Annotated in this window: 11 protein-coding genes; 1 reads left to right on the plus strand and 10 read right to left on the minus strand. The window is 65.3% G+C overall.

What is annotated here, in order from left to right:
- Window positions 1-44: 44 nt before the first annotated feature.
- The 5 genes from BUC08_RS01910 to BUC08_RS01930 are packed head-to-tail and all read right to left on the minus strand — an operon-like array spanning window position 45 to window position 4,159.
- Entirely contained in the window at window positions 45-1,217 is a 1,173-nt protein-coding gene (locus BUC08_RS01910; protein WP_037921132.1) for a molybdopterin molybdotransferase MoeA, read from the minus strand.
- Complete coding sequence (gene moaC / locus BUC08_RS01915) at window positions 1,214-1,705, minus strand: cyclic pyranopterin monophosphate synthase MoaC (RefSeq protein ID WP_268794398.1); 492 nt, start codon at window positions 1,703-1,705, stop codon at window positions 1,214-1,216. The genes BUC08_RS01910 and moaC overlap by 4 nt, the downstream gene beginning before the upstream one ends.
- Before the next feature lies 1 nt (window position 1,706).
- Window positions 1,707-2,522 (minus strand): indole-3-glycerol phosphate synthase TrpC, encoded by an 816-nt coding sequence (gene trpC, locus BUC08_RS01920; protein WP_037921129.1) that lies wholly within the window; start codon window positions 2,520-2,522, stop codon window positions 1,707-1,709.
- A 42-nt stretch (window positions 2,523-2,564) separates the two neighbouring features.
- Entirely contained in the window at window positions 2,565-3,581 is a 1,017-nt protein-coding gene (gene trpD, locus BUC08_RS01925; RefSeq protein ID WP_037921126.1) for an anthranilate phosphoribosyltransferase, read from the minus strand.
- Window positions 3,578-4,159, minus strand: a complete 582-nt coding sequence (locus BUC08_RS01930; protein ID WP_037921123.1) for an anthranilate synthase component II — start codon at window positions 4,157-4,159, stop codon at window positions 3,578-3,580. Before BUC08_RS01930 ends, trpD begins: the two co-directional genes overlap by 4 nt.
- 185 nt (window positions 4,160-4,344) lie before the next feature.
- On the opposite strand from BUC08_RS01930, the gene BUC08_RS01935 reads away from it, so the two are divergent.
- A complete protein-coding gene (locus BUC08_RS01935) occupies window positions 4,345-5,700 on the plus strand; it encodes a polysaccharide deacteylase family 2 protein (RefSeq protein ID WP_037921120.1) in 1,356 nt (451 codons plus the stop codon).
- A 44-nt stretch (window positions 5,701-5,744) separates the two neighbouring features.
- Here the strand turns inward: BUC08_RS01935 and BUC08_RS01940 are convergent, their stop codons facing one another.
- The 5 genes from BUC08_RS01940 to gpt all read right to left on the minus strand — a co-directional run bounded on the left by BUC08_RS01940 (window position 5,745) and on the right by gpt (window position 12,010).
- Window positions 5,745-6,782, minus strand: a complete 1,038-nt coding sequence (locus tag BUC08_RS01940) for a succinylglutamate desuccinylase/aspartoacylase family protein (RefSeq protein ID WP_037922097.1) — start codon at window positions 6,780-6,782, stop codon at window positions 5,745-5,747.
- A 31-nt stretch (window positions 6,783-6,813) separates the two neighbouring features.
- Entirely contained in the window at window positions 6,814-8,322 is a 1,509-nt protein-coding gene (gene trpE / locus BUC08_RS01945; RefSeq protein ID WP_037921117.1) for an anthranilate synthase component I, read from the minus strand.
- Window positions 8,323-8,325: 3 nt separating this feature from the next.
- The gene (locus BUC08_RS01950; protein WP_037921114.1) at window positions 8,326-10,170 is read right to left on the minus strand and encodes a peptidylprolyl isomerase; all 1,845 of its coding nucleotides are present in this window, start codon (window positions 10,168-10,170) and stop codon (window positions 8,326-8,328) included.
- A gap of 64 nt (window positions 10,171-10,234) precedes the next feature.
- Window positions 10,235-11,416 carry an aminotransferase gene (locus BUC08_RS01955; RefSeq protein ID WP_073194098.1) on the minus strand — a complete coding sequence of 394 codons (1,182 nt, stop codon included), beginning with the start codon at window positions 11,414-11,416 and terminating at the stop codon, window positions 10,235-10,237.
- Window positions 11,417-11,488: 72 nt separating this feature from the next.
- Window positions 11,489-12,010, minus strand: a complete 522-nt coding sequence (gpt, locus tag BUC08_RS01960) for a xanthine phosphoribosyltransferase (RefSeq protein WP_037921112.1) — start codon at window positions 12,008-12,010, stop codon at window positions 11,489-11,491.
- Window position 12,011 lies beyond the last annotated feature (1 nt).

The raw sequence follows: 12,011 nt of genomic DNA on the forward strand, positions 1-12,011 counted from the left end.
TTTGGGTTTGTTCTATGCATGTTCCCGTTTTGTGTCAACCGTTGCTAAAGGTCGATGACATCCACAAGCGCGCCGACATCACGCGCCGGATCATCGGGCGGGCGCACGATCAGCGCGTTGGCGGTGGCCAGCACGCTCAGCAACGAACTGTCCTGCCGCCCCGCATCTGCGACCCCCTGCGTATCAGCCACCGCGCGCATGTAATGCTCGCGCGGCCCGTTGGCCTCAAGCGGGGCTGTCAGGGGCATCTGGCGGCGCGGCGCGGGGGCTTCGCCCAGCCCCTGCATGGCGCGGATGACGGGGGTCAGAAAGACGGTGCCACAGACCATCGCCGAGACCGGATTGCCGGGCAGGCCAATCATGGGAACGCCCGCTAACATACCGGCCATCAATGGTTTTCCCGGACGCATCGCGACCTTGTAGAACGATTGCCGCATGCCCATTTCAGCGGCCACATCGGCCACCAGATCATGGTCCCCGACGGACGCGCCACCGATGGTCACGATCAGATCCGCCCCCGCCGCCAGCGTCAAAACCTGGCGCAGCGCCGCGGGCGTATCGCGGGCAATCGGCAGGATGCGCGGCACCGCACCCAGATCCTCCAGCAAGGCAGCCAGACCAAAGGTGTTCGACACGATGATCTGGTCATCCCCCGGCACTTCGCCCGGCATGACCAACTCGTCGCCGGTCGAGATCAGCGCGACCACAGGCCTGCGCGCGACGGGCACCTGTGCGATATTCATCGCCGCCAGCAGCGCCACATCACCCGCCGACAGACGGCGGGGGGCGTTCATCGGCGTGCCTGCGGTAAAATCTGTGCCTGCGGGGCGGATGTTCGGGGCCGTGCCGACGCCATGGTTCAGGGTGATCAGATCGCCACGACGGGTCACATCCTCTTGAATAACAACGAAATCCGCACCTTGTGGAACGGGCGCACCGGTAAAGATGCGCACCGCTTGCCCCGCACCGACGGTGCCTGCAAAGCCGTGACCGGCGGCGGATTCTCCGATAACCTTGAACAGCGCATCCGTCTCCACCTCGGCGGATTTCACCGCATATCCGTCCATGGCAGAGGCCGCGAAAGGCGGCTGGGTGCGTTGCGCCAGAACCGTTTCGGCCAGCACCCGACCATGCGCCCGGCGCAGGGGCACGGTTTCGCATGCCAAAGGCCCCACAAGCGCAAAGAGATGGTCCAAAGCCTGTGCAACAGGGATCATGACGCCTCGTACCGCCCTGATTTTCCACCATCTTTCAGAACCACATGCAGGCCGCCGATCTCCATCGCCTTGTCCACTGCCTTGGCCATGTCATAGACGGTCAGCGCGGCGGTCGAGGCTGCGGTCAACGCTTCCATTTCGACGCCGGTCTGGCCGGTGGTCTTGACGGTGGCAGAGATGCGAACGCCGGGCAGGGTCGCGTCGGGTGTCAGGTCCAGCGCCACCTTGGTGATCGGCAGCGGGTGACACAGCGGGATCAGGTCCGAGGTCCGCTTGGCCCCCATGATGCCCGCCAGCCGCGCCACGCCCAGAACATCGCCCTTCTTCGCACGACCTTCGCTAATGATATCAAAGGTTTCCTGCGCCATCTTGATGTAACAGGCGGCCACGGCCACCCGGTCGGTCACGGCCTTGTCGGTGACGTCGACCATATGCGCCTGACCCTCGGCGTCGAAATGCGACAGCTTGCCCTTGGACTGGTCGGCCACGTCACATGCCTCCGCCGGCGCGCAAGGGATTGGCCAGCAGGGCGCGGGTGGCGGCGGCCAGGTCGTCGTTGCGCATCAGGCTTTCGCCGATCAGGAAACTGCGCACCCCGTACATCGCCATTTCGGCCAGTTCCTTGGGCGTGTTCAGCCCGCTTTCGCAGACAATCGTGCGGTCGGCGGGCACCAGTTTCGACAGGGTGCGCGTGGTGTCCAGCGAGGTTTCAAAGGTTTTCAGGTTGCGGTTGTTGATGCCGATCAGCGGGCTTTTCAGGCTGGTGGCGCGCTGCAATTCGTCCTCGTCATGCACTTCGATCAACACGTCCATGTCCCAGTCCATGGCGGTGTCTTCCAACTCGATGGCCTGTTGATCACTGACCGAGGCCATGATGATCAGGATACAGTCGGCCCCCAGCGCACGCGCCTCGACCACCTGATAGGGGTCGTACATGAAATCCTTGCGCAGCACGGGCAGGGCGCAGGCGGCGCGGGCGTCTACCAGGAACTGTTTGTCGCCCTGAAAGCTGGGCGTGTCGGTCAGCACCGACAGGCAGGACGCGCCACCCTGCTCATAAGCGTGGGCGTGGGCGGCAGGATCAAAATCGGGGCGGATCAACCCCTTGGACGGGCTGGCCTTTTTGATCTCGGCAATCAGACCGTACCCCTCGCGCGCGGCGCTGTGCAGGGCCTCGGCAAAGGGGCGCACAGGGGGGGCGCTGCGCGCCTCGTCCTCGACTTCGCCCAGGGTTTTGGCTTGCTTGTCGGCGGCCACTTCTTCCAGCTTGTAGGCTTTGATGCGGTCCAGGATTGTCTCGGTCATCGGGTTTGCTTTCTTGTCGGACAGAGGCGGCAGCGCGGTGGCTCAGCCTTCTTGGGTGATCTTGGCCACGGCGGCGATTTTGGCGCGTGCCGCGCCGCTGTCGATCGAGGCACGGGCCATTTCAACGCCGGTGTTCAGGTCGGGGGCGGCACCCGCCACAACTAGGGCCGCCGCCGCGTTCAGCAAGACCGCGTCGCGATAGGCCGAGGGCGCGCCGTCCAGCAGCGCGTTGAAGGCCACGGCGTTTTCCTCGGGCGTGCCGCCCACGATGTCGTCAAAGGCATGCACGGGCAGGCCTGCGTCCTCGGGGTGGATTTCCATCTCGGTGATCTTGTCCGCGTCGAGTGCCGCAACCCAGGACACGCCGGTAATGGTCAGCTCGTCGGTGCCGTCCGAGCCGTGCACCAGCCATGCCTTGTCACTGCCCAGCTGTTGCAGGGTCTCGGCCATCGGGCGGATCAGGTCACGGCGATAGGCACCGGTCAACTGGCGCTTGACGCCTGCGGGGTTGGTCAGGGGGCCAAGGATGTTGAAAATCGTGCGCGTGCCCAGCTCGGTGCGCGCGGGCATCACGTGGGCAATCGCCGGGTGGTGCATGGGCGCCATCATAAAGCCGATGCCCGCCTCGCGCAGGGCGCGTTCCACCACCGGCGCGCCGACCATGACTTTCAGCCCCATCTGGGTCAAAGCGTCAGCAGCGCCCGATTTCGAGCTGAGGTTGCGGTTGCCGTGCTTGGCCACCACCACACCTGCACCGGCCACCACAAAGGCGGTCGCGGTCGAGATGTTCAGCGTGCCCTTGCCGTCGCCACCGGTGCCGACGATATCGATGGCCCCCTCGGGCGCCTGCACCGGATTGCACTTGGCGCGCATCACGGCGGCGGCGGCGGCGTATTCGTCCACCGTCTCGCCACGCGTGCGCAGGGCCATCAGCAGCCCGCCGATCTGGGCCGGTGTCGCTTCGCCGTCGAACAGGATGGCAAAGGCCGTTTCGGCCTGCGCGCGGGTCAGCGGGCCATTTGCGGCGGCGTCGATCAGGGGTTTGAGGGCGTCACTCATGCAGGTACCTTCAGCAGATCCAGGAAATTCTTCAGCAAGGCATGTCCGTGTTCGGACCGGATGCTTTCGGGGTGGAACTGCACGCCGTGAATCGGCATCTCGCGGTGTTGCAGGCCCATGATGATGCCGTCGTCCAGTTCCGCCGTGACCTCAAGGCAGTCGGGCAGGGTGGCGCGGTCCACGATCAGCGAATGATACCGCGTTGCCTCGAAAGGTGTGGGCAAGCCCGCAAAAAGGCCGGTGCCGGTGTGTTGCATCGTGCCCATCTTGCCATGAACGATCTCGGGGGCGCGCACCACCTTGCCGCCAAAGACCTGACCGATCGTCTGGTGTCCCAGGCACACGCCCATCAGCGGCGTGCGCGTCTCGGCAGCGGCCTGCGTCAGGGCCAGGCAGATGCCCGCCTGATCGGGGTCACAGGGGCCGGGCGACAACAGGATACCCGCCGGATTCATCGCCATCGCGTCCTGGACATTCAGCGCGTCGTTGCGGTGAACCGCCACCTCGGCGCCCAATTCGCCCAGATAGTGAACCAGGTTGTAGGTAAAACTGTCATAGTTGTCGATCAGCAGCAGCATGGGTCAAACTTTGCATTTAGGGGGCTGGAGGCCAAGGCCGCCTGCACTGTATAAGCGAGGCACACTTGTTCAGGCTTGCCCGCCGGCGTCAAGGGGTCGGGGGCGCTTGACTGGGTACAGTGGGCAATGACAAGGGCACAAAAAACCCGTTAGGGTGGGCCGGCAACAGGCAGGGACGAACAGACATGGCGCGAGGTTTTTTGAGCGGGGCAGTGACAGGTGCTGTGATCGGGCTCGGTGCGGTCGGGCTGGTGTCGGTTGTGGCCGACAATGCCCCGGCACCCGACATGGATGTGAATGCCCCCGTCGCGGGCGGCGCGCCACAGGCGTCCAGCACCGACAGCCCGCAACCGGCGGGTGATGCCGATCTGGCCACCGAGGCAGGCGCACCCAAGGTGACAAAGCCCGAGGCCGATGATGTTGCATCCCTGGCCGATGCCGACACCCTCGCGCCGGTGCGCCCTGAAACCGGCGGCACCAGCGGAATCGAGACGCCAGCCCCCCCTGACGCGGAAAGCGGGGTGCAGGTACAGACCGACGCGCCCGTCCTGCCCAGCCCGCAGGCCAGCCTGCCCGCGCAGCCCGATGCGGACGCGTTGAGCATTTCCACCGAACCGGCCCAGCCACCGGCCCCGGATGTGGCCGCAGACAGCGGGTTCGAGACAGCGGAAACCGATGCGCAAGCCGAAAGCGCCGAGGTGCCCGAGGCGGCGGACCCCGCCACGACAGAAACCACCGAAACAGAGACCGAGACCGCACCGCGCATGGAGCAGCGCGTCGGCTCGCTGGTCGACCGTGACGCGGCTGCACAGGCCGAGGCCACGCCCGTCGATCCGCCGCTTGCGCAGAAGCCCATCGATGCCTATGCCTCTGACGTCGATGCGCTGGACCCTTCGAAACCGATGATGTCCATCGTTCTGATCGACAGCGGTGCGGACCTGAGCGGTGACACCGTGGGGCTGGCTGCCCTGCGCAGCTTTCCCTATCCGCTGAGTTTTGCCATTGACGCCAACCTGCCCGACGCCGCCGAACGTGCCGCCGCCTATCGTGCCGAAGGGCTGGAAGTCTTGGCCATGGTGGACCTGCCCGCCGGGGCCACGCCCACCGACGCCGAAGTCAGCATCGCCGCCGCCCTGAACGCGGTGCCCGAGGCCATCGGCGTACTGGAAGGCACAGGTGCCGGATTCCAGGCCGACCGCGCGGTCTCCGATCAGGTGGTCAGCATTCTGGGCAGCGGCGGCTATGGCATCGTGATGCAGTCCAAGGGGCTGAACACCGCGCAAAAGTTGGCCCTGCGCGAGGGCGTGCCCGCGGCCACCGTGTTCCGCGATTTCGACAGCGCCGATCAGACGCCCACCGTCATCCGCCGCTTTCTGGATCAGGCAGCATTCCGTGCAGGCCAGGAAGGCGGGGTGGTGATGCTGGGCCGCGTGCGCCCCGACACGATCTCGGCGTTGCTGCTGTGGGGTCTGCAGGACCGCGCCGAACGCGTGGCTTTGTCGCCGGTGTCGCGTCTGCTCAAGGCGCAGGTGGGGGAATAGACCCTAGGCTGATGTGCCATGCCTCGGGCGAAAGGACGGATGCTTTAAATGATCTCGTCTTCGTCAAAGATGGGATCGGCCTCGAGCTGGGCGGTCATGTCCTCGACCGTGTCCTCATCCGCGCGCGGTCCCAGTTCGGCCAGATGAAAGACCGCATCGCCCTCGTTCACCACGGGCAAGATCGCGCGCCCGATCAGGATGCCCGCAGCGGGCGCTTTCAACTCGACCTCGACGTGCCCGAACGGGTCCGAAATCGCCGCCAGAACATCACCCTTTTCCACCACTTCTCCGGTGTCGCGGAACGTGCGCAGCAGCCCGCCCGCAGGGGCGCGCAACCAGTGCGAGCCTTTGCAGATCAGCGAGGACGACTTGCTTTTGGCGATGCCCTTGGCGGGCAGCATGTCCTGCGCGCGCAGCACCCGCAGGATGCCCGCCACACCGGCGCGCACGGCGAATTCATCGAACCGCAGGCCTTCGCCCGCTTCATAGAGCAGCACAGGCGTGCCCCGCGCCGCCGCCTCGCCGCGCAGCGATCCGTCGCGCAGGGGCGAATTCAGGATCACGGGCGCGCCGAAATCGCGGGCCATCTTGGCGGTGATCTTGTCACCCGGCGTGATGCGGCACTGTGGCAGGTTGGTGCGGTGGATGGCCGCCGAATGCAGGTCGATCCCGAAATCGCAGCGCATGACGATCTCGTGCAGGAACAGATGCGCCAGCCGTGACCCCAGCGAGCCCGACGGCGTGCCGGGGAAACAGCGGTTCAGGTCGCGCCGGTCGGGCAGGTAGCGCGAGCGGTTGAGAAAGCCGAAAGAATTGACCACAGGCACCACCAGCAATGTGCCGCGCAGGCTGGACAGTTGCGGCGCGCGCAGCAGGCGGCGCACGATTTCCACCCCGATCACCTCGTCGCCATGGACCGCCGCCGATACGAACATCGTGGGGCCGGGGCGTTTGCCGTGATGCACCTTGACCGACATGTGCACCGGTGTGTGGTCGGGCAGGATCGACACCGGCAGATTGACAACATCGGTGGTCCCTGCGGCCACGCGCGTTCCGGCAATCTCAAAGGGGGGGCGGCTCATGCGTGCAATGCCTTTTATCGGGTTTTCGCTGTCACCCGTTGCCTCCGCCAAAGCGTGCCGCGTCTTCTGCCGCACGGCGGATCGCGCCGGATTTGTGCATGGTTTCCATATATTCCGATTGCGGATCGCTGTCATAGACCACGCCGCCACCGGCCTGGATATACAGGGTCTGGTCCTTGACCACCGCCGTGCGCAGGGCGATGCACATGTCCATGTCGCCGCCTGCGCTGAAATAGCCGACGCCGCCGCCATAGACGCCACGCTTTTCCGGCTCCAATTCGTCGATGATCTGCATCGCCCGCACCTTGGGCGCACCTGACACGGTGCCTGCGGGCATACCGGCAAAGAAGGCGTCCAGCGCGTCCTTGCCCGGGGCCAGTTCGCCCACCACGTTCGACACGATGTGCATCACGTGGCTGTAGCGTTCGACGATGAATTCTTCCGTAGGGCGCACGGTGCCGATCCTGGCCACGCGGCCCACGTCGTTGCGGCCCAGATCCAACAGCATCAGATGCTCGGCCAGTTCTTTCTGATCCGCCAGCAGGTCGGCCTCAAGCGCGCGATCTTCTTCCGGCGTGGCACCACGGGGACGGGTGCCTGCGATGGGGCGGATTGTGACCTCGTTGCCGAACACGCGCACCAGAATTTCGGGGCTGGCGCCGATCACCTGGAAGCCGCCGAAGTTGAAATAGAACATGAACGGCGACGGGTTGGTGCGGCGCAGCGAACGGTAGAGTGAGAAGGGCGGCTGCGGAAAGGCCTGTGCCCAACGCTGGCTGGGCACCACCTGAAAGATGTCGCCGGCGCGGATGTAATCGCGCGCCTTTTCCACCGCCTCAAGATAGGCTTGGTGGGTAAAGTTGCTGACCGGCTCGTCGCTGACCGATGCCTCGCCCAGATCGCGGGTTTCGCGGGGCATGGCGCGTTCCAGATCGCGCACGGCATCCATCACCCGTTCGGCGGCCTGCGCATAGGCGGCGCGCGCGCTTTGTCCGTCATTGACCCATGCGGGCGACACGACCGTCACCTCGCCCTTGACCCCGTCCAGCACCGCCACGACCGAAGGGCGCAGCATGACCGCATCGGGCAGGCCCAGCGGGTCGGGGTTCACGTCGGGCAGGTGTTCGACCAGCCGCACGGTGTCATAGCCCAGATAACCGAACAGGCCTGCCGCCGCCTGCGGCAGATCGTCGGGCAGGTCGATTTTCGATTCCGCGATCAGCGCCCGCAGCGCGTCCAGCGGATTACCCTCCATCGGCTGGTAGGCGTCGGCGTCGTAACGTGCGGCGCGGTTCACGGCAGAGGTTTCGCCGTGGCACTTCCAGATCAGGTCGGGCTTCATCCCGATGATCGAATACCGCCCCCGCACTTCGCCGCCGGTGACCGATTCCAGAACGAAAGCGTTCTCGGCGGCCCCGGTCAGTTTCAGCATCAGCGACACAGGCGTATCCAGGTCGGCGGCCAGGCGGGTATAGACGATCTGGTTGTGGCCGGCGTCGAAGCCGGCCGCAAAGGCGTCATATGCAGGTGTCAGTGCCATGGGTCAGGGAAAGTTCACATGAACCGCCTGCACCGCACGCTGGTCGATCTGCGGACGGGCGCGCACGGTGGTGTCGGCGGTGTAGATATCCAGAATGTCCTGCGACAGCGACTGGTTCATCTGCTCGACCAGCTGTGCTTGCAGGGCGTTGGCCTCGGCATTGTCAGCGGCGGGCAGCACGTCGTCCAGGCGCACGATCACGACCATGCCCTGACCGGTGACCAGGTTCACATCGCCGGGCTCCATCTCGAACACCTGCGTGACAAAGCTGCGCGGGGTGTTCTGGATAAAGGCGTCGCGGGTCTGGTCGGCTTCTTCGATTGAATCCAGCCCCAAATCGGCAAAGCCTGCGCCCTCTTTCAACTGCGGCAACAGCTCTTCGGCCTTCGCGCTCAGCGCGGCCTCGGTGCGTTGGGCGATCATGTCGGCGGCGATGTCTTCGCGGGCCTCGTCAAAGGTGGCGTCGCGGGCCGGGGTGACCTTGTCCAGTCGCAGGGCAAAGATGCCGCCATCGCTGAGCGTTTCAATCTCGGGATAGTCGTCTTGGGTCACCGCGGCGGCGGCTTCGCGGAATTCGGTATAGCCTGCCATTTCATCGTCCGAGCCGTCGAACCAGTCCACGGTGCCCAGCGTCATGTCGCTTTCCTTGGCCAGGTCTTCCAGCGTCGCACCACCGGCCAGCATGTCATCGTAGGTGCGCGATTGCGCATCGACCTGGCGGCGGGCGCGGTCGGCGGCCAGCGTGGCGCGCAGCTCCGGCTCGGCTTGCTCGAATGTGGTGTTGTGCGCGGGCAGTACGCCGTTGACGCGGAACAGGGCAGGGCCCAGGTCTGACGGCAGCGGGCCCACGACATCGCCCACTTCGGCGGCAAAGATCGCCTCGCCTGCGCCGCCCAGATCGGCCAGGCTCATATCGCCCATGTCCACATCGGCCAGCGCGAGGCCACGGTCCTGAACCAGCTGTTCAAAGGTGGTGCCTTGCATTTCCAGCGCGGCGGCGGCGCGGTCGGCGGCCTCTTGATCGAGGAAGGGCAGGCGTTCGACCAGACGACGCTCGGGCTGCTGGTATTCATCGGCACGCGCCTCATAGGCTTTTTGCAGGTCGGCCGCGTCCACTTCGACGGTGTCCACCAGCATGTCCGGGGTCAGCAGGGCATAGGTGATCGTTTTGGTTTCAGGGCGTTGGTAATCGGCCTGATGTTCGGCCAGATAGGCGCGCATTTCGTCTTCGGTCGGCTCTGCCACCGGCGTTTCCAGGTCTTCGGCTTGCAGGCGCGACCATGTGAAGTTGCGCGCTTCGCCGACGTAATCCACCAGCGTCTTGGCATAGGTTTCCGGCATCACGACGCCCGAGGCGATGGCCCCCTGCAACAGGGTGCGTGCGGCCTCTTCGCGCAGTTGGGTCTCGAACTCGGATTCCGACAGGCCCGAGCTTTCCAGCGCCATCCGGTAGCCTTCGCGGTTGAACTGGCCGTCAACGCCGCGAAACTCGCGGATTTGAACGATTTCGTCGCGCAGGGATGCGTCGCCGATCGACAGTCCCAGCTTGTCGGTTTCATTGTCCAGCGCACGCTGGCTGACCAGACGTTGCAGCACCGATTGGTCCAGCCCCATCGCCTGCGCCTGCGCAAAGGACAGCTGCTGGCCGGTCTGCGCCTCGTAGGCGCGGATCGTCTGGTTCAGCTGGTTGGCGTATTGGTCGATGTCGATGTGTTTGTCACCCACCGTGCCGAGCGTCCGCAGGGTGCCCGACAGGTTGGTCGCGCCAAAGCCACCAAGGCCAAGGATCAGCATGGCCATCAAGATCCAGACGGCGGTTTTCGACATATTCTTCGTGCGTACAGCCATGATGCGGGTCCTCGGATAAAAGTTTGCCTTGTCTAGCGAGCGTGCCGCGCAGGGGCAAGGGCCGTCAGCGCGGCAGATCCAGCCCGCTCAGGCGGTGATAGAACGCGGCGATTCCCGCAACATCGAGGTTGGCAAAGGCGATGCGCAGATGTCGCTGTCCGCTGATGTCGTCCGCGGGGCAGAACATGGTGCCGGGCAGACAAAGGATGCCCGCCTCGCGCACCAGTTGCGGCGCCAGGTCGGCCGAGGAGGCCGCAAAGGGATGCTCCAAATAGGCAAAATAGGCACCCAGCCCCAGCAAGCGCCAGCCCTGGGCCGCCAGCACGTCAAAGCCGCCGGCGATGGCTGCGCGGCGGGCCAGGATTTCATCGCGTTCGCCCGCAACCCACTGCGACAGGTTTTCCAACCCCCAAAGGGCCGCATACTGGCCGATCTGGCCGGGGCAGATGGCGACGGTATCGAGGAATTTCTCGACCTCGGCCAGCCGCGCGGGCGACGCGGCCAGCGCGCCGACGCGGTGACCGGTCAGGCGGTAAGCCTTTGAAAAGGAATACAGATGGATGAACGTGTCCTGCCAGCCGTCCTGTTGGAACAGCGCGTGCGGCGCGCCGGTGCGGCTGTCGAAATCGCGGTAGGTCTCGTCAACCATCAGCGCGATGCCCGCATCGCGGGCCAGATCGTAAAAGGCGCGGACCAGTTCGGCGGGATATTCCACGCCGCCGGGATTGTTGGGGGTGACCAGCGCAATCGCACGGGTGCGCGGGGTGATCAGGGCGCGGGCGGTCTCGACGTCGGGCAACAGGTCGTCGCCGGTGCGCAGGGCGACCGAGGTGACGCCGGACATGTCCAGCCACATCTTGTGATTGAAGTACCAGGGCGTCGGCAGGATCACCTCGTCACCCTCGGCGCAGAGCGTGGCGATGGCGGCGGCGAAGGCCTGATTGCAGCCCGAGGTAATCGCAACGTGATCGCCCGTGACTGTCGCTTCGTAATGCGTGCTGATCTGGGCCGCCAGCGCATCGCGCAGTGCCGGCATGCCCAGCACGGGGCCATAGAGATGGGCATCGTCTTTGGTCAGCGCCGCATCCGCCATCGCCTGACGCAATGCGGTGGGGGGCGGGTCAACCGGTGCGGCCTGGCTTACGTTGATCAACGGGCGGTCGGCGGGATGGGTCACACCGTCCAGCCAGCGGCGTGCTTCCATGACGGGCGGGGCGAATGTGGTGGCGGTGCGTGGCAAATTCATCGGTTGGCTCCGGGTGTGAGGGCAGGTGCCTCCGGCGGGGATTTTCTGAACCAGAAAAGACGAACCGTATGATCAGTCCTTGCCGCGGTAGGGTTCGACATATTGCAGCGCCATGTCCCAGGGGAAGAAGATCCACGTGTCCTGAGAGACCTCGGTGATAAAGGTGTCGACCTGCGGGCGGCCCTTGGGCTTGGCATAGACGGTGGCGAAATGCGCCTTGGGGTACATGGCGCGGACCACCTCGAGGGTTTTGCCGCTGTCCACCAGATCATCGATGATCAGGATGCCGGTGCCGTCGCCCATCATCTCGGCGTCGGGGTATTTCAGCACGCGGGCCTCGGACTGGTCCTGATGGTCGTAGGATTTGATGCTGATGGTGTCCACGGTGCGGATGTCCAGTTCGCGGGCGACGATCATCGCAGGGGCCATGCCGCCCCGCGTGATGGCCACCACCGCACGCCAGCCGCCACCCTGTTCACCGGCACCGCCTTCGGGACCATGCCCGTCCAGACGCCACGCCAGCGCGCGGCTGTCGCGATGGATCTGGTCCCAGCTGATGTGAAAACCTTTTTCGTGGGGCAGGCGGTCGGTCATC

Source organism: Pseudosulfitobacter pseudonitzschiae, assembly GCF_900129395.1.
GTDB classification, from domain to species: Bacteria; Pseudomonadota; Alphaproteobacteria; order Rhodobacterales; family Rhodobacteraceae; genus Pseudosulfitobacter; species Pseudosulfitobacter pseudonitzschiae.

Coding starts and splice junctions, on each gene's coding strand:
- trpD (WP_037921126.1), bottom strand. CDS start 3,581: ATGAGTGACGCCCTCAAACCCCTGATCGACGCCGCCGCAAATGGCCCG.
- BUC08_RS01950 (WP_037921114.1), bottom strand. CDS start 10,170: ATGGCTGTACGCACGAAGAATATGTCGAAAACCGCCGTCTGGATCTTG.
- BUC08_RS01930 (WP_037921123.1), bottom strand. CDS start 4,159: ATGCTGCTGCTGATCGACAACTATGACAGTTTTACCTACAACCTGGTT.
- BUC08_RS01940 (WP_037922097.1), bottom strand. CDS start 6,782: ATGAGCCGCCCCCCCTTTGAGATTGCCGGAACGCGCGTGGCCGCAGGG.
- BUC08_RS01910 (WP_037921132.1), bottom strand. CDS start 1,217: ATGATCCCTGTTGCACAGGCTTTGGACCATCTCTTTGCGCTTGTGGGG.
- BUC08_RS01955 (WP_073194098.1), bottom strand. CDS start 11,416: ATGAATTTGCCACGCACCGCCACCACATTCGCCCCGCCCGTCATGGAA.
- BUC08_RS01935 (WP_037921120.1), top strand. CDS start 4,345: ATGGCGCGAGGTTTTTTGAGCGGGGCAGTGACAGGTGCTGTGATCGGG.
- gpt (WP_037921112.1), bottom strand. CDS start 12,010: ATGACCGACCGCCTGCCCCACGAAAAAGGTTTTCACATCAGCTGGGAC.
- trpC (WP_037921129.1), bottom strand. CDS start 2,522: ATGACCGAGACAATCCTGGACCGCATCAAAGCCTACAAGCTGGAAGAA.
- trpE (WP_037921117.1), bottom strand. CDS start 8,322: ATGGCACTGACACCTGCATATGACGCCTTTGCGGCCGGCTTCGACGCC.